This window comes from Streptomyces sp. NPDC005374, assembly GCF_042872225.1.
In the GTDB taxonomy this organism is placed as follows: domain Bacteria; phylum Actinomycetota; class Actinomycetes; order Streptomycetales; family Streptomycetaceae; genus Streptomyces.
In genome coordinates, this window is the sequence record NZ_JBIAKA010000001.1 from 176,079 (window position 1) to 191,678 (window position 15,600).

23 protein-coding genes are annotated in these 15,600 nt (G+C 70.6%); 10 read left to right on the forward strand and 13 right to left on the reverse strand.

What is annotated here, in order from left to right:
- The first annotated feature begins 8 nt into the window (after positions 1–8).
- Positions 9–947 (forward strand): amino acid ABC transporter permease, encoded by a 939-nt coding sequence (locus ACFYRX_RS00860; RefSeq protein WP_389095374.1) that lies wholly within the window; start codon positions 9–11, stop codon positions 945–947.
- Positions 944–1,705, forward strand: a complete 762-nt coding sequence (locus tag ACFYRX_RS00865; protein WP_389095376.1) for an amino acid ABC transporter ATP-binding protein — start codon at positions 944–946, stop codon at positions 1,703–1,705. The genes ACFYRX_RS00860 and ACFYRX_RS00865 overlap by 4 nt, the downstream gene beginning before the upstream one ends.
- 59 nt (positions 1,706–1,764) lie before the next feature.
- On the opposite strand, the gene ACFYRX_RS00870 is transcribed toward ACFYRX_RS00865, so the two are convergent.
- The gene (locus ACFYRX_RS00870; RefSeq protein ID WP_389095378.1) at positions 1,765–2,523 is read right to left on the reverse strand and encodes a class I SAM-dependent methyltransferase; all 759 of its coding nucleotides are present in this window, start codon (positions 2,521–2,523) and stop codon (positions 1,765–1,767) included.
- 98 nt (positions 2,524–2,621) lie between these two features.
- On the opposite strand from ACFYRX_RS00870, the gene ACFYRX_RS00875 reads away from it, so the two are divergent.
- Entirely contained in the window at positions 2,622–3,251 is a 630-nt protein-coding gene (locus tag ACFYRX_RS00875) for a CGNR zinc finger domain-containing protein (RefSeq protein WP_389095380.1), read from the forward strand.
- Here ACFYRX_RS00875 and sodX read toward each other — a convergent pair.
- Positions 3,155–3,592 (reverse strand): nickel-type superoxide dismutase maturation protease, encoded by a 438-nt coding sequence (sodX, locus tag ACFYRX_RS00880; protein WP_389096867.1) that lies wholly within the window; start codon positions 3,590–3,592, stop codon positions 3,155–3,157. The genes ACFYRX_RS00875 and sodX overlap by 97 nt on opposite strands.
- 145 nt (positions 3,593–3,737) lie before the next feature.
- Here sodX and sodN point away from each other — a divergent pair, with 145 nt between their 5' ends.
- The 4 genes from sodN (at position 3,738) to ACFYRX_RS00900 (ending at position 5,075) form a co-directional block, all read left to right on the forward strand.
- Positions 3,738–4,133, forward strand: coding sequence for a superoxide dismutase, Ni (gene sodN, locus ACFYRX_RS00885; protein ID WP_005480378.1), 396 nt, complete (start codon positions 3,738–3,740; stop codon positions 4,131–4,133).
- Positions 4,134–4,257: 124 nt separating this feature from the next.
- Positions 4,258–4,482: a hypothetical protein gene (locus ACFYRX_RS00890; RefSeq protein WP_389095382.1), complete on the forward strand. Its 225-nt coding sequence runs from the start codon at positions 4,258–4,260 to the stop codon at positions 4,480–4,482.
- 33 nt (positions 4,483–4,515) lie between these two features.
- A complete protein-coding gene (locus ACFYRX_RS00895) occupies positions 4,516–4,749 on the forward strand; it encodes a hypothetical protein (protein WP_389095384.1) in 234 nt (77 codons plus the stop codon).
- Positions 4,750–4,781: 32 nt separating this feature from the next.
- The gene (locus ACFYRX_RS00900) at positions 4,782–5,075 is read left to right on the forward strand and encodes a hypothetical protein (protein WP_389095386.1); all 294 of its coding nucleotides are present in this window, start codon (positions 4,782–4,784) and stop codon (positions 5,073–5,075) included.
- A 22-nt stretch (positions 5,076–5,097) separates the two neighbouring features.
- On the opposite strand, the gene ppk2 is transcribed toward ACFYRX_RS00900, so the two are convergent.
- The 3 genes from ppk2 to ACFYRX_RS00915 form a co-directional block, all read right to left on the reverse strand.
- A complete protein-coding gene (gene ppk2, locus ACFYRX_RS00905; protein WP_389095388.1) occupies positions 5,098–5,970 on the reverse strand; it encodes a polyphosphate kinase 2 in 873 nt (290 codons plus the stop codon).
- Positions 5,971–6,123: 153 nt separating this feature from the next.
- Positions 6,124–6,357, reverse strand: coding sequence for a hypothetical protein (locus tag ACFYRX_RS00910; protein WP_389095389.1), 234 nt, complete (start codon positions 6,355–6,357; stop codon positions 6,124–6,126).
- A gap of 19 nt (positions 6,358–6,376) precedes the next feature.
- Complete coding sequence (locus ACFYRX_RS00915) at positions 6,377–7,531, reverse strand: anion permease (RefSeq protein ID WP_389095391.1); 1,155 nt, start codon at positions 7,529–7,531, stop codon at positions 6,377–6,379.
- A gap of 103 nt (positions 7,532–7,634) precedes the next feature.
- On the opposite strand from ACFYRX_RS00915, the gene ACFYRX_RS00920 reads away from it, so the two are divergent.
- Genes ACFYRX_RS00920 through ACFYRX_RS00930 form a run of 3 tightly spaced genes read left to right on the forward strand, consistent with a single transcriptional unit; the run spans position 7,635 to position 9,240 of the window.
- Complete coding sequence (locus tag ACFYRX_RS00920; protein WP_389095393.1) at positions 7,635–8,030, forward strand: helix-turn-helix transcriptional regulator; 396 nt, start codon at positions 7,635–7,637, stop codon at positions 8,028–8,030.
- 9 nt (positions 8,031–8,039) lie between these two features.
- On the forward strand, positions 8,040–8,456 hold the full coding sequence (locus ACFYRX_RS00925) for a VOC family protein (RefSeq protein WP_389095395.1): 417 nt from the start codon (positions 8,040–8,042) through the stop codon (positions 8,454–8,456).
- 43 nt (positions 8,457–8,499) lie between these two features.
- Positions 8,500–9,240 (forward strand): VOC family protein, encoded by a 741-nt coding sequence (locus ACFYRX_RS00930; RefSeq protein ID WP_389095397.1) that lies wholly within the window; start codon positions 8,500–8,502, stop codon positions 9,238–9,240.
- Here the strand turns inward: ACFYRX_RS00930 and ACFYRX_RS00935 are convergent.
- From ACFYRX_RS00935 to ACFYRX_RS00970, 8 genes are all read right to left on the reverse strand, one after another.
- On the reverse strand, positions 9,227–9,415 hold the full coding sequence (locus tag ACFYRX_RS00935; RefSeq protein WP_389095399.1) for a hypothetical protein: 189 nt from the start codon (positions 9,413–9,415) through the stop codon (positions 9,227–9,229). The genes ACFYRX_RS00930 and ACFYRX_RS00935 overlap by 14 nt on opposite strands.
- 32 nt (positions 9,416–9,447) lie before the next feature.
- A complete protein-coding gene (locus ACFYRX_RS00940) occupies positions 9,448–9,780 on the reverse strand; it encodes a DUF952 domain-containing protein (RefSeq protein ID WP_389095401.1) in 333 nt (110 codons plus the stop codon).
- A gap of 9 nt (positions 9,781–9,789) precedes the next feature.
- Positions 9,790–11,004 carry an RNA polymerase sigma factor gene (locus ACFYRX_RS00945; RefSeq protein ID WP_389095403.1) on the reverse strand — a complete coding sequence of 405 codons (1,215 nt, stop codon included), beginning with the start codon at positions 11,002–11,004 and terminating at the stop codon, positions 9,790–9,792.
- 5 nt (positions 11,005–11,009) lie between these two features.
- The gene (locus ACFYRX_RS00950) at positions 11,010–11,423 is read right to left on the reverse strand and encodes a YciI family protein (RefSeq protein WP_389095404.1); all 414 of its coding nucleotides are present in this window, start codon (positions 11,421–11,423) and stop codon (positions 11,010–11,012) included.
- A 93-nt stretch (positions 11,424–11,516) separates the two neighbouring features.
- Positions 11,517–11,714: a hypothetical protein gene (locus ACFYRX_RS00955; protein ID WP_389095405.1), complete on the reverse strand. Its 198-nt coding sequence runs from the start codon at positions 11,712–11,714 to the stop codon at positions 11,517–11,519.
- 110 nt (positions 11,715–11,824) lie between these two features.
- The gene (locus ACFYRX_RS00960; RefSeq protein ID WP_389095407.1) at positions 11,825–12,430 is read right to left on the reverse strand and encodes a GNAT family N-acetyltransferase; all 606 of its coding nucleotides are present in this window, start codon (positions 12,428–12,430) and stop codon (positions 11,825–11,827) included.
- Between the two features lie 169 nt (positions 12,431–12,599).
- A complete protein-coding gene (locus ACFYRX_RS00965; RefSeq protein ID WP_389095409.1) occupies positions 12,600–13,790 on the reverse strand; it encodes a family 2 encapsulin nanocompartment cargo protein polyprenyl transferase in 1,191 nt (396 codons plus the stop codon).
- A gap of 140 nt (positions 13,791–13,930) precedes the next feature.
- Positions 13,931–15,337 carry a family 2B encapsulin nanocompartment shell protein gene (locus ACFYRX_RS00970; protein ID WP_389095411.1) on the reverse strand — a complete coding sequence of 469 codons (1,407 nt, stop codon included), beginning with the start codon at positions 15,335–15,337 and terminating at the stop codon, positions 13,931–13,933.
- Between the last annotated feature and the right edge of the window lie 263 nt (positions 15,338–15,600).

Consider the following 15,600-nt stretch of genomic DNA (forward strand, 5'->3'; position numbering starts at 1 on the left):
CAGTCACTGTGACTGACAAGATCGACAAGGGTCCGGCGGACACCCCTCCGGCCTCCCTCGCCCCCGAGGCGATCAAGGCCGTCCCCGTACGCCACTACGGCCGCTATGTCAGCGCCGTCGTCGTACTGGCCCTGGTGGCCCTGCTGGTCAACGCTTTCGCCACCGCGAAGAAGATCCAGTGGCACGCCGTCGGCGACAAGCTGTTCGACTCCACGGTCCTCACCGGCGCCGGCCACACCCTGCTGATCACCGTTCTGGCGATGATCCTGGGCGTGGTCCTGGGCGTCGTGCTGGCCGTGATGCGGCTCTCCAGGAACCCGGTGACGAGCTGGGTGGCCTGGGCCTACATCTGGTTCTTCCGCGGGACGCCGGTCTACGTCCAGCTCCTGCTCTGGTTCAACCTGGCGCTGATCTTCCCGCTGCTGAATCTCGGTCCGATCTACAAGGACCAGATGACGGACGTGATGACCCCGTTCATGTGCGCCCTGCTGGGTCTCGGCCTGAACGAGGCGGCCTACATGGCGGAGATCTGCCGTGCCGGTCTGCTGGCCGTCGACGAGGGCCAGACGGAGGCCGCGCACGCGCTCGGCATGAGTCACGCCAAGACGCTGCGCCGGATCGTGATCCCGCAGGCGATGCGGGTGATCGTGCCGCCGACGGGCAACGAGTTCATCAACATGCTGAAGACCTCGTCGCTGGTGTACGCGGTGACGTACAACGAGCTGCTGCGTGCCACCTCGACGATCGGCTCGACGTCGTACGCCGTGATGGAGATGCTGTTCGTGGCGTCCATCTGGTACCTGGTCATGACCAGCGTGTTCAGCGTCTTCCAGTACTACCTGGAGCGTCGCTTCGCCCGCGGTTCGTCGCGGAGCCTGCCGCCGACGCCGTGGCAGCGGATCAGGGTCAACATGATGGCGTTCAGCCGTGAAAGGGGCTCGGTATGACCGCCATGGTGAAGGCCGAGGGCGTCCACAAGTCCTTCGGTCTGGTCGAGGTCCTCAAGGGCATCGACCTGGAAGTGAAGCAGGGCGAGGTCTTCTGCCTCATCGGCCCCTCGGGCTCCGGCAAGTCGACCTTCCTGCGCTGCATCAACCACCTGGAGAAGATCAACGCCGGCCGGCTCTACGTCGACGGCGGGCTGGTCGGCTACCGCCAGAAGGGCGACAAGCTGTACGAGCTCAAGGACAGCGAGGTCGCACTGCAGCGCCGGGACATCGGCATGGTGTTCCAGCGGTTCAACCTGTTCCCGCACATGACGGCCCTCGAGAACGTCATGGAGGCGCCGGTCCAGGTCAAGGGCACGGGCCGGACCCAGGCCCGGGAACGCGCGACGGAGCTGCTGGAGAAGGTGGGTCTGGCCGACAAGGCCAAGTCCTACCCGGCGCAGCTCTCCGGCGGCCAGCAGCAGCGGGTCGCCATCGCCCGGGCGCTCGCGATGGACCCGAAGCTGATGCTGTTCGACGAGCCGACCTCGGCCCTGGACCCGGAGCTGGTCGGTGACGTCCTCGACGTCATGCGCGACCTCGCCGAGTCCGGGATGACGATGGTCGTCGTCACCCACGAGATGGGCTTCGCCCGCGAGGTCGGCGACAGTTTGGTCTTCATGGACGGCGGTGTGGTCGTCGAGTCCGGCGACCCCCGCGAGGTCCTGACCAACCCTCAGCACGAGCGCACGCAGGCGTTCCTGTCGAAGGTGCTCTAGCGGTACGACACCGAAAGGGGCGGTACGGGATTCCCGTACCGCCCCTTTCGCGTGGGCGTCTACTTGAGCGCGAGCAGCAGGGTGTCCGAGGGCGAGGACCACACCGGCCGGGCCTCCCCGAAGCCCTTCTCGCGCAGCACGCGCGCGTGCCAGGCGGCGGACGGCATGTCTCCGTCGGCGTGTTCGCCGTAGATCTCGAAGCGCCTGGCCGTCGGCGCGGCGAGGACCGGGTCCTGCGCGGCGAGCTGCCACCATTCGGCCCAGTCGAGGGCGCCGTCCTGCCTGGCCTGGTCCATGTGGGCGTGGCGCCGGGCACGTTCCGCCGCGTTGATCCGGGGCGTGGCTTCGTCGATCATGTGGTCCGCGTTCATGAAGACACCGCCGTCGCGGACGAGTTCCGCGACCTGACCGTAGAGGGCCGCGAGGGGTTCGCTGTGCAGCCAGTGCAGGGCGGTGGCGGTCAGGACGGCGTCGTAGGAGTCGTACGGCAGTTTCGTGGGCCAGTCCGGGTCCTTGAGGTCGGCGGTCACGAAAGAGACCCGCTCGTCGTCCGCGAAGGTGCCCTCGGCGATGGCGAGGAGCGCGGGGTCGAGGTCGACGCCGGTGCTGGTGGCCTCCGGGAACCGGGCGAGCAGCCGGGCCGTGATGGTTCCCGTGCCGCAGGCGAGGTCGAGTACGCGCGGCCGGGGCCCGACGAGTGCCTCGACCATGTCGAGCATGATCCGGAACCGGTCCTCGCGGTCCGGCATGTACACCTCTTGCTGCCGGTCCCAGCTCTTCTGCCAGGCCTTCCAGTCGGTGGTGAGTTCGGCCGTCATGGGAGCCCCTGTCCAGTCGCAGTCGTAATACCCTGGAAGCACGATCAGCTGTTACCCGACCGCACGACGACGATAGAACGCCTCCGTAAGGACTACAAGTGGAACTGGCCTATTACTCGGATTACGCCGTCCGGCTGGTCAACAGCGAGGACCCGGCCCGGGGCAAGGACTCCCTGACCTCGGTGGAGGCCGTTCGCGACCTGTTCGGCGGCAACGGCACGGGGGCCCGCCGGGCCACCGACGCCGACGTCACCCGGTTCCGTTCGGTCCGGGCCCGGCTGCGCTCGGTCTTCGAGGCGGCGGACGGCGACGACGAGACACTCGCCGTGGACCTGCTGAACTCACTGCTGCTCGAGTTCCCGGTGAGCCCGCAGATCTCCGGGCACGACTTCCGTGACGACGACGGCCGCCCGCTGTGGCACATGCACCTGGCGGACCACCCGTCCAACGCCACCGCCGGTTACGCGGCCATCGCCGCGATGGGCCTGGCCTTCCACCTCACCGAGTACGGCGTGGACCGGCTGGGCCTGTGCGAGGCGGCCCCCTGCCGCAACGCCTACCTCGACACCTCCACCAACCGCTCCCGGCGCTACTGCTCCGACCGCTGCGCCACCCGCGCCAACGTGGCCGCCTACCGCGCCCGCAAGCGCCTGGAGGCGGACCGGTCGGGGAAGACGGGCCGTACGGCGGACAGCGCCCAGCGCACGGCGGCCAGCGGCGAGCGCTGACCCGACTGAAGCGGCCGGTACCGGAGCCGTGCCTTCCCGAGGACGAGGTCCTCCGGTACGACGCCGTAGTCCGTGCTGTCGCCGCCCGCGAACGTGTTGTCCCCAAGCACCCACCAGCCGCCTTCGCGCCGCTCCACCGCCCGTTTGACGACGAGCAGGTCCTGCTGGAAGGGATGCCGCAGGATCACGATGTCCCCGGCGCCGATCCTGGCGCCCCAGTGCACGACGAGCTGGTCCCCGTGCCGGAGCGTGGGCACCATCGACGGCCCGGTGACCTCGGCCACCCCCACGAAGGGCAGCAACGACCGCCCCCGCTCGGTCTCCTGCGACAGCTCCGGCATCCCCGGCACCTCCCCGGTACGTTCATCCACCAGTCCCAGTCTGACCCCGGACTTTTGTCCTAAGCCCATGGGGGCACCCGCGATTTCGCCACTCCCAGGGAGTAATGTCGCACCTGAGAAGACGATCACGAGGAAGGAACGCTCCATGCTTTCCCGCCTGTTTGCCCCCAAGGTCAAGGTCAGCGCACACTGCGACCTGCCCTGCGGTGTGTACGACCCGGCCCAGGCCCGCATCGAGGCGGAGTCGGTGAAGGCCGTGCAGGACAAGATGGCCGCCAACGACGACCCGCACTTCCAGGCGCGGGCCACGGTCATCAAGGAGCAGCGCGCCGAGCTCGCGAAGCACCACGTTTCCGTGCTCTGGAGCGACTACTTCAAGCCCCCGCACTTCGAGAAGTACCCGGAGCTGCACCAGCTGGTCAACGACGCCCTCAAGGCCCTCTCGGCCGCCAAGGCCTCGACGGACCCGGCCACCGGTCAGAAGGCTCTGGACTACATCGCCCAGATCGACAAGATCTTCTGGGAGACCAAGAAGGCCTGACCTCCGCGTCAGCCTCCACCGACCCGCGATCGGTGCACCATCGCAGGTCAACGGGATCCGAAGGGGCCCGACCGGTTCCACACCGGCCGGGCCCCTTCGGCGTGAACGAGTCGGAGAACGGCACATGAGCGCAACACCCGGACTGTGGAAAGTCGTCATCTCCCTGGAGGCCACGGCGGAGCAGGTGGAGGCCCTCACCGACCGCTTCGTCGAGACCATCTGCCCGGATCCGGCCCACGAGGGCCCGTGCGGGACACCGTGGGCCCTCCACGTCGTCGAGGGCGGCTCGCTCGGCACCGGCGAGCAGAAAAGGCTTCGCAGGGCCATCGAGGAAACCATGGAGGGCTGAGAACTTCCGGGTATACGGCCGCGCTACCGGGACTTGATCCCCTGGACCACGGGGGTGCCGGCCGGGCTCGCCTACGTCGGGGTGGAGGTCGCCGACGCGGATCTGATGCGAGCCCAGGTGGACCCCGCGTTCCAGCGCACGGAACTCACACCACCGCGGAGCGAGGTCGCCGACCCGGGCGAACGGCTGCGCAGGACGGGCGCGATGGCGCTCGCCGCCGACACCGTGACCGAGGCCGCGCGGCGCCCGTCATCGAGGGCCGGCTGACATCGCACAGCCGGCCGGAGCACCCGCTGTCCGTGGTCGCGGTGAACGCGCTCACCGGTGAGACCCGCATCTTCGACCGTTCCTCGGGAGCCGCCCTGGTGGACGCCGTGGCCGCGAGCTGCGCCATCCCCGGCATCTGGCCCGCCGCGGACCGTCGACGGCACCCCCTGCATCGACGGCGGCGCCCCGATGCCCTGACGAGGACTCCCTCACCGCGTTCGGCGACGATCCGCTGTCCCCGGCCGGCAGGACCCGCGGGGCAGGCCGGTTGCGCCCAGGGCAGGACGGCGGCACGAGCTGTCGCCGCCCTGTGGACCGGGCCGTAGCGCCGGACAGCCGCCGGTCCGTCTAGTCCTCGCCCGCCTCCAGCAGCCCCGCCGCCGCGCCCACGATCCGCGGGTCCGCGGTGCCGACGACCTCGTGGTCCTTGTCGGAGTAGTCGAAGCGGGCCAGCACACTGCGCATGGCCTCGACGCGGGCCCGCTTCTTGTCGTTGCTCTTGACCACCGTCCAGGGAGCGAAGTCGGTGTCCGTCTCGCGGAACATGGCGACCTTGGCGGCGGTGTAGTCGTCCCAGCGGTCCAGGGACGCGAGGTCCATGGGGCTGAGCTTCCACTGCCGTACGGGGTCGATCTGGCGGATGGTGAAGCGGGTGCGCTGCTCGCCCTGGGAGACCGAGAACCAGAACTTCAGCAGGTCCACGCCGTCGTCCACGAGCATCCGCTCGAACAGCGGGGCCTGCCGCATGAAGCGCCGGTACTCGTCCTCCGTGCAGAAGTCCATGACCCGCTCCACACCGGCCCGGTTGTACCAGGACCGGTCGAACAGCACGATCTCGCCCGCGGTCGGCAGGTGCGGGACGTACCGCTGGAAGTACCACTGCCCGCGCTCGCGCTCGGTCGGCTTCTCCAGCGCCACCACGCGCGCGCCACGGGGGTTCAGGTGCTCCGTGAAGCGCTTGATGGTGCCGCCCTTTCCGGCCGCGTCCCGTCCCTCGAAGACGATGACGAGCCGGCGGCCGGTCTCCTTGATCCAGCTCTGCAGCTTCAGCAACTCGATCTGCTGGAGCCGCTTGTGCCAGTCGTACTCCTTGCGCTCCATGCGCTGCGCGTACGGGTAGTTCTCCCGCCAGGTGTCGATCGGGCTCCCGTCCGGGCGGATGAGCACGGGGTCGTCGGGATCGGTGTAGTCGACCTTCAGGTCGGTCAGCAGGGGCGTCACCCTTGCTCCCCTCTCATCTCGATGGATCAGTGACTGAGTGGCTCACTGGCCCTGTGGCTCAGTGGCTCAGCCAGTCGGTGGTTCTCCGGTGAATGGCTCAGCCAGTCAGTGGCTCAGCCAGTGCGTGGACCGGCCAGTGCGTGGACCGGCCAGTCAGTGGAACTGCGGCACGATCAAGTAGATGCCGTACGCCACCACCGCCGCGCAGGCGAGAAAGCACAGGCCGGCCTGGGCGGCGCCGACGGCGGAGGTACCACCACCATCCTCGCGCGCGCCCTCGAAACGGGCGAGGCCGAGGACACCGAGGGCGAAGACGACGACCACGGCGACGGTGACCCCGATGCTCACCGCGGTGACCTGGCCGAGTGCGTTCCAGTCGATGCTCATGCTGCGGACTCCCGGTGACTCAGGCGGCCGTGCCGACGCGGGCCGGCGGCTCGGTGCGGATGGTGACCTCGTGGGCGTCGTTGACGTTGTTCGCGCTCACCGGGTTGCGGCGGGAGATCAGGACGATGCCCGCGGCGACGGCCGCGCCGACCAGGGCGACGACGACGGTGCCGAAGTTGCCGCCGTGCTTGACGGCGCTCGCGGAGATGCCGCCGACGAGCGCGGCGGCAGGCAGGGTGATCAGCCAGGCGAGCACCATCTTGCCCGCGATGCCCCAGCGGACCTCCGCCAGCCTGCGCCCGAGGCCCGCGCCGAGGATGCTGCCCGAGGCGACCTGGGTGGTGGACAGGGCGAAGCCGAGGTGGGCGGAGGTCAGGATGACGGCCGTGGACGCGGTCTCGGCGGCGAAGCCCTGCGGGGACTGGATCTCCGTGAGGCCCTTGCCCATGGTGCGGATGATGCGCCAGCCGCCGAGGTAGGTGCCGAGGCCGATGGCGAGACCCGCGGAGGCGATGACCCAGACCGGCGGACCGGCGTCGTGGCCGAGCGCGCCCGCCGAGATGAGGGTCAGCGTGATGACGCCCATGGTCTTCTGGGCGTCGTTGGTGCCGTGCGCGAGGGAGACGAGGGACGCGGAGGCGATCTGGCCGAGCCGGAAGCCCTTGGTCACGGAGTCCTTGCGGCCGCGGGCGGTGAGCCTGTAGGCGAGGTAGGTGGCGATCAGCGCCGCCACTCCCGCCACGACCGGGGAGGCCACGGCCGGGATCAGGATCTTCTCGACCACCTTGTCGAAGTGCACGCCGTGGGAGCCGGCGCCGACCCACACCGCGCCGATGAGCCCGCCGAACAGCGCGTGCGAGGAACTGGACGGCAGGCCGACCAGCCAGGTCAGCAGGTTCCACAGGATCGCGCCGACCAGCCCGGCGAAGATCATCCCCGGTGAGACCAGGGTGTCGTCCACGATGCCGCCGGAGATCGTCTTGGCGACCTCGGTGGACAGGAAGGCGCCCACGATGTTGAGGGCACCGCTCACCAGGACCGCGGTCCGCGGTTTCAGGGCGCCGGTCGCGATGGACGTGGCCATGGCGTTGGCCGTGTCATGGAATCCGTTGGTGAAGTCGAAGGCCAGGGCCGTGACGATGACGACCGCCACGAGGAACGTGATGTGGTCCATGCCTCTCATGGGAACAAGCGCTTCCGTACGGCAGGCGAACGTGAGGCAAAGGCCGTTCCAGGTCCACGCACCCAGCTCGTGAGCATCGTGCGATCCTGGCGTGATGGTGAGCGTCGAGGACCTGGTACGGCTGCGGCGGGCGCGCGACCGGATGGACCGCGAGTACACCGAGCCGCTGGACGTCACCGCGCTCGCCCGCACCGCGCTGATGTCACCGGGCCACTTCCAGCGCAGTTTCCGCACGGAGTTCGGTGAGACGCCGTACGGCTATCTCATGACCCGGCGCATCGAGCGCGCGAAGGCCCTGCTCCGCCGGGGCGACCTGTCGGTCACCGAGGTCTGCATGGCCGTGGGCTGCACCTCCCTCGGCTCCTTCAGCGCCCGCTTCACCGAGCTGGTCGGCGAGACCCCGAGCTCCTACCGCGCCCGCCCCCACGAGGAGATCGCGGGGATCCCCCCGTGCGTCGTCCGCAGGCACACCCGGCCCCGACGGGCCTAGCGTGGACCCATGGACATCAAGCTCAAGAACTGCTTCATCGCGGTGGACGACCACGACAAGGCGATCGCGTTCTACCGGGACGTGCTGGGCATGGAGGTGCGCAATGACGTCGGGTACGAGGGGATGCGCTGGGTGACGGTCGGCTCGCCGCTCCAGCCGGACGTGGACGTCGTCCTGGAACCGCCCGCCGCCGACCCGGACGCCTCCCCCGCCGACAAGGAGGCCATGGCCCGGCTGCTGGCCAAGGGGCTGCTGCGCGGGGTCAACTTCACCACGACCGACTGCGACGCCCTGTTCGCCCGGGTCCGGGAGTCCGGCGCGGAGGTGATCCAGGAACCGATGGACATGCCGTACGGCGTGCGGGACTGCGCTTTCCGGGACCCGGCGGGGAACATGCTCCGCTTCATGGAACGGTCCGAGGGCTGAAAACCCCGTGGCGGAGGCGGACCACCGACCTACGATCACCGGTATGAGCACCCGCTGGACGTATGCCTTCATCGACCGGCCCGTCGCGCGCTTCGCGCAGGCCTGCGACTTCTGGACGACCGTCACGGGCACGCGGTTGTCCGAATTCCGGGGCGAGCGGCGGGAGTTCGTGACCCTGCTGCCCGAGAACGCCGACGCCTGCGTCAAGCTCCAGGCAGTCTCCTCCGGCCCGGGCGGTGCCCATCTCGACTTTCCCGTGGACGACGTACGGGAGTTCGCGAGGTCGGCCGAGGAGCTCGGCGCGCGCGTGGTCGCCGATCAGGGGACGTTGGTCGTACTGCGCTCCCCCGCGGGCCAGTTGTTCTGCGCCGAGCCGTGGCGCGGGCAGTCCGGGCGGCCGCCGGTGATCCACGGCAGCCGCCTCGACCAGGTCTGTCTCGACGTCCCGCCATCCCTCCACGAGGCCGAAGTCGCCTTCTGGACGGCCCTGTTGCCCGACTGGGACTCGGTGGCCGGCTCGCTCCCCGAGTTCCACGTCCTCAAGCCCCCGCCCGGCCTCCCGGTCCGCATCCTCCTCCAGCGCCTCGGCGAGGAACGCCCCGTCGCCGCCCATCTGGACCTCGCCTGCGCGGACATCGGGGCGACCCGTGCCGAACACGAGCGGCTGGGTGCCGAGTTCGTCGCCCGGCACCGCAACTGGACGGTGCTGCGCGACCCGGCCGGCGGCCTGTACTGCCTGACGGGCCGGGACCCCGAGACCGGTGGCCTGCCTAGCGGTTCCTGAAGAAGCAGAGGGACCGGCCCTTCTCGTCGGGCGTGGAGCAGGCCGAACGCCACCCCTCCGGAAGCGAGAACGTCGGAGTCGCCCGCTCCCGCACGTACGGCCCCGACGACTCGTCCGAGTCCTGGAGCCACAGCGTGAGACCGCCCGCGACGACCACGAGAGCCGCCCACACCACCAGGGCCCGGCGCCATAAGCGACGGCGGTCGGTCACCCCCACGGCTCCACGTCGACGACCGCGTCCACCGGCAGCGGCCCGTAGATGTGCGGGAACTCCTCGCCGCCGGGCTCGGGGGCCTCGTACTTCAGCGGTACGTCCAGCCGTGCGGGGTCGATGACGAGGAGCACGAGTTCGTCGGGCCCGTCGTAGGAGCCGTACACGAAGGCGGCCACGGCCGGCGCCTGCTCGCGCGTCGAACAGTGGATGAAACCCTGCTCCTGGAGGGTGCGGCCGCGCGTCGACATCTCGTAGGTGCCCCGGGCGCGGGCCTCCTCCCAGAGGGAGCGCTCGGTGAGGTGCAGGACGAAGTTCGTTGTGGACATGCCGCCACGTTAAGGCCGCCGAGACCTCAGGCGCGCCGCCCGCCCCCGCAGATACCGCTGCTCGGGCAGGCTCAGGGTCTTCCCGGCCGCCGACTCGTACGCGGCGCGGGCCTCCTCGTACGACCCGGCACGCTCCAGCAGATGCCCGCGCACGGCATCGAGCCGGTGCCCCGACTCGCCCTCGAAGCCGTCCAGTTCCGCGAGCCCCGCCCGCGGCCCGTGCACCATCGCCACCGCGACCGCCCGGTTCAGCCGCTCCGCGGGTCCGGGAACGAGCCGTACGAGAGCGTCGTAGAGGCCGAGGATCTCCCGCCAGTCCGTCTGCTCCGCGGAGGGCGCCTCGTCGTGTACGGCGGCGATGGCCGCGCGGATCTGGTAGGGCCCCGCGTAGCGGCGGGCCAGCGCCCGGGTGACCAGGCCGACGCCCTCCTGGATCGCGGGGCCGTCCCAGCGGGTGCGGTCCTGTTCGTCGAGGGGCACGAGGTCGCCGTCCGGGCCGGTGCGGGCGTCACGGCGGGCGTCGGTGAGGAGCATCAGGGCGAGCAGGCCCGCGATCTCGCAGTCGTCGGGCAGCAGGCGGTGGACCGTGCGGGTCAGGCGGATCGCCTCGCCAGCGAGGTCACGCCGCTGGAGGGCGGGGCCGGAGGTCGCCGTATGGCCCTCGTTGAAGATCAGGTAGAGGGTGTGCAGGACTGCGGGCAGCCGCTCCTCCCAGTTCTCCGGCCGCCCGAATCCGACGCCCCGCACCTTCTGTTTGGCCCGGCTGATCCGCTGGGCCATGGTCGCCTCGGGGACGAGGTACGCCCGGGCGATCTCCGCCGTGGTCAGACCGCCGACCGCGCGCAGGGTCAGGGCGATCTGCGCGGACGGCGTGAGCTGCGGATGGCAGCACAGGAACAGCAGGGACAGGGTGTCGTCCTCGCGCGGCGCACGGTCGGCGACGGCCGTCTCCCGCACGCCGAGCGCCGCCGCCCGCTCCTCCCGCGCCCGCCGCGCCTCCTCCGCCCGCAGCATGTCGGTCAGCCGCCGTGAGGCCACCCTGATGAGCCACCCGCGCGGATTGTCGGGCAGCCCTGCCGACGGCCACTGCCCGGCCGCGGCGAGCAGTGCCTCCTGTACGGCGTCCTCGGCGAGGTCGAAACGGCCGTACCGCCGGACCAGCGCGCCGAGGACCTGCGGCGCGTGCAGGCGCAGCAGGTCCTCGGTCCCGGTGTGCCCTGCCACTGGCCTCAGATGTCCCCGGCGCCGTCCAGGATGGGCCGGATCACCACCGGGTAGACGGGGGCGCCGGCGGGCTGGGGGCAGCGGGTGATGCGTTCGGCGATCTCCGTGACCCGCTTGAGGCTCTCGCACTCCAGCACCCAGTAGCCGCACAGGAGTTCCTTGGTCTCGCTGTACGGCCCGTCGGTGATCACGGCCTTGCCGTCGGCGCCCGGGCTGACGTGGCGGATCTTCGCGGGCTCGGCGAGTCCCTGGCCGTCGAGCATCTCGCCGGTCTCGGACAGGTCGTCGTTGAGGGCGCTCATGAAGGCGTACATCGTCTGGATCTCCTGCTCGCTCCAGGCCGGGGAGCCCTCGGAGCCCTTGCCGCGCATGGCCTCGTAGTCGGCCTGCGATCCCTGCACCATGACCAGGTACTTCATGATTCCGCTCCTTCGGCGTCGGTCGGCTCGGCCGCCCGCGGTGGGCGGCTCTCACAGGGGACGTCGGAGCCGGGGACGGATTCTCGACACGGTTCAGGAGGTTTTTCCGGCGGTCGCGCCGCCGTGGTCCCCGTCGGACTCGGCGCCCTCGTCGGCGCACGCCGCGCACTCGGGGTTGTGGCACGGGCCGCCCTCCCACACGGGGACCCATGCACCCAGCGTCTTACGACGCCGCACGACCGACTGGACCGGCTGTCCACAGGCGGGACAGACGCGTTCGTCACTGCCCATGTCCTCAGGGTAGGGCGAAGGGCGCACCGGCGCTTCCCGCTGTCAGCACTTCCTGCTGTCAGTACTTACCGCCGTACTGGCCGTCAGCGCTTCCGGGCCGGCCGGACCGCCTATCGCGGCTGCCCGGGTTCGCGCCACATCGGCCACATCCGAGGGCCGTCCGGCAGCTCGAGCGGCCGGTCCACCAGCTCGAAGCCGAGCCGCTCGTACAGCGCCCGACTCCGCGCGCTGCTCGCCTCCAGATACGCCGGCAGCTGCTCCCGGTCGCAGCGCTCGAGCACCGACCCGATGAGCGCGGTCCCCAGGCCCTCCCCCTGTCGCCCGGGTGCCACGCCGATCATCCACAGGTACTCGTGGGCCCGCCCGGACGGATGCACCTCGGCCGTGAGCCGCCCGATCAGTTCGATCCGTTCGTTGTCCGGATCGAGAGCCTCGCGCAGCTGGGCGAACTCCTCGCTGTCGCCGCCCTCGTCGGCCCCCTCCGCCGGCACCGGCAGCCACAGCGCGCAGGCGGCCCCGTCCTCGGCGACATCGACACGTCCCTCTGCCAGCACGGCGTCGACGAACGCGGCCATCAGCCGGGGGTGGGTCGTGCGGCGGTACTCCTCCTCCGGGAAGATCCACCCACTGACCGGATCGTCCTGGAAGGCCGCGTCCAACAGCCGCGTGACCAGCTCACGATCGGCTCTGTCCGCCGTCCGTATCACCACGCCCATGCCCACCCCTGTGTCTCAACAGCCTCTGCTTGCAAGGTCGTTGAGCCTAGCCGGTGAACGCGCGGAAACGGGCCCCGCACACCGTGGGGATGTGCGGGACCCGCCGGCCGGAGCCTCCGGAGCGCCGTGCGGGGTCAGGAACCACACGGAACCGGACGCTCCGGGGCCCTCAGACGCTGCGTCGCGTCACGAACTCGGCGAGGGACAGCAGCCCGCCCGCCGCCTCGGGCCGCGGCACCGCGCGGGCCAACTGCCCGATCGCCCGGGCCATCCGGTCGGCCGCCTGCACCTGCGCCCAGTCCCGCCCCCCGGCCTCCTCGACGGCGAGGGCCGTGCGTGCCAGATCCCCCTCGTCGTACGGCGCCGAGTACAGCGCGGCCAGTTCGGCGGCCGCGGGCGTGCCCGAGGCGAGCGCGGCGACCACCGGGAGGGACTTCTTGCGGGCGACGAGGTCCGCTCCGGCCGGTTTGCCGGTGCGGCTCGGGTCGCCCCATATGCCGATCACGTCATCGATGAGCTGGAAGGCGAGCCCGGCCTCCCGGCCGAACGCGTCCATCGCCTCGACGTCCTCGGCGCACGCCCCCGCGTACAGCGCCCCGAGCGCGCACGCACACCCCAGCAGCGCCCCCGTCTTGGCCTCGGCCATGACGAGCACCTGGTCGAGGGTGACCTCGCCGGGGCCGAGCCTCTCCATGGCGGTGTCCTCGTGCTGGCCCTCGCACAGTTCGACGACACAGGCCGCGAGCCGGGCCACGGCGGCCCCGGACGCGGGGTGCGGGTCCTCGGCCAACAGCCGGAGCGCCAGCGCCTGGAGGGCGTCCCCGGCGAGGATCGCGTCGGCGTCGCCGAACACGGTCCATGCGGTGGGCCGGTGTCTGCGGCTGGTGTCCCGGTCCATCACGTCGTCGTGCAGCAGCGTGAAGTTGTGGACCAGCTCCACCGCCGCGGCCGCCCGCACGGCCGCCGCCCGCGCCCGGTCCCCGCCGAGGGCGGCGGCCGCGGTGAGGACGAGCGCGGGCCGTATCGCCTTGCCCGCGTTGCCCGCGTTGCCCGCCGCCGGGGTGCCGTCGGCGTGCTCCCAGCCGAAGTGGTACAGCGCGATCCTGCGCAGGGAGCCGGGCAGCGACGCCAGGGCGGAACGCAGCTCGGGGTCGACCGACGCCCGGGCCCGCTCCAGAATCACCCCGGCCTCCTGCGCGTCGAGCGGGCTCGTCCCGTCCGCATCGGGCCTGTCCTGCGAGCGCCTCTCGCGCTCGTCCTGCGGGCCCGGCTCACGCCCGTCGAGCACCTCCGTCTCGCGGGCCGACGCCCGCTCCCCCGTCCGCCCGGCGGCCGACGCCTCCGTCCTGAACTCTGCCAAAGGACCCCCCTCGGTCACTTGGCGGACGGTGGCGTGTCCGCTGTGGGTGGGCGCGTGCCACCGGGGCGTCTGCGCCCCGGTGTCCGACCGGGATGTACCCGCCCCGGAGGGCGGGGACACGGCTCCCAGGTGCAGAAACGTCACCTCCACCGGCCGATCTCGACGTTCTCCAGAACGCCGAGCGCGTCCGGCACCAGGACGGCCGCCGAGTAGTAGGCCGTCACGAGGTACTTGATGATCGACTGTTCGTTGATGCCCATGAACCGCACCGACAGGCTCGGCTCGATCTCGTCCGGGATGCCGGCCTGCTGGAGGCCGATGACACCCTGGTCCGCCTCGCCCGTACGCATGGCGATGATCGAGGTCGTGCGCTCCGGGGTGACCGGGATCTTGTTGCACGGGTAGATCGGTACCCCACGCCAGGTGGGGATGCGGTTGCCGCCGACTTCGAGGGTCTCGGGGACCAGACCGCGCTTGTTGAGCTCACGGCCGATCGCGGAGATCGCGCGCGGGTGGGCCAGCAGCAGCTTGGTGCCCCGGCGGCGGCTGAGCAGCTCGTCGAGATCGTCGGGACTGGGCACGCCGTCGTGCGGCTGCAGTCGCTGGTCGTACTCGCAGTTGTTCAGCAGGCCGAACTCGCGGTTGTTGACGAGCTCGTGCTCCTGGCGCTCCTTGAGAGCCTCGACGGTCAGCCGGATCTGCTGTTCCGTCTGGTTCATCGGCTGGTTGTAGAGGTCGGCCACACGCGTGTGGATGCGCAGGACGGTCTGGGCGATGCTCAGCTCGTACTCGCGGGGCCGCGCGTCGTAGTCGACGAAGGTGTGCGGGATGTCGGGTTCGCCGTCGTGGCCCGACGCGAGGTCGATCGCCTTCTCGCCGTACTTGTTGGTGCGCTGCGAGGGGACCGCCCGCTGTTCCTGGAGGTGCTCGCGCAGGGCTTCGGCACGCTCCGCGACCTGGTCGACGTCCTGGCGGGGCAGCACGAGGACCGTGCAGGCCGTGGCCGCGCGGGCGGTGTACTCCCAGATGGCGTCAGGGTCCAGGAGCGCCTGGTCGCCGAAGTAGGCGCCGTCGGCGAGGACACCGAGGACCGCGTCGTCGCCGTAGGGGCCAGTGCCGACCTTCTCCACCCTGCCGTGCGCCAGCAGGTACACCTCCTCGGCCCGGCCGCCGAACGAGGCGATCACCTGCCCCGGGGCGAACTCCCGCTGCTGGCAGCGCTGGGCGAGTTCGGAGAGGACCTCGTCCTCCTCGTACGACCTGAGCGCCGGCAGCTCGCGCAACTCGGCGGGGATCACCTCGACCCGGTCGCCGGTCTTCACGAAGGTCACCCGGCCGTCGCCGACCGCGTAGCTCAGACGTCGGTTCACCCGGTACGTGCCGCCCTGTACGTTCACCCAGGGCAGCATGCGCAGCAGCCAGCGGGAGCTGATCTCCTGCATCTGGGGTGCGGACTTGGTCGTGGTGGCCAGGTTCCGCGCGGCTGCCGTGCCGAGGCTCTGCTGCGGCCGGTCCTGCTCGGTGCGGACCTCTTCGCCTACCGACATAAGGAATTGCCCTCCCAATACATGCCCGAGCGCGATCTGCGCCCGGGCATCGACGTGCATCGGCAAGCCTTCCTCACAGGACGTGTCGGTGCTATTACCCGAAAGAGGGGGAATGGATCACCGCAGGGCTGGGCACATGAGCGGTTTTTGTCGGCTCACGTCCGGTCAAGTCCGTTTCCGTGAACGGAATTCGACTGTCCGAATCGACTCGCACGCTGTACGAACCAGGAGTCGAGTCCGCCGTTTTCGGTACAGGCACCGGT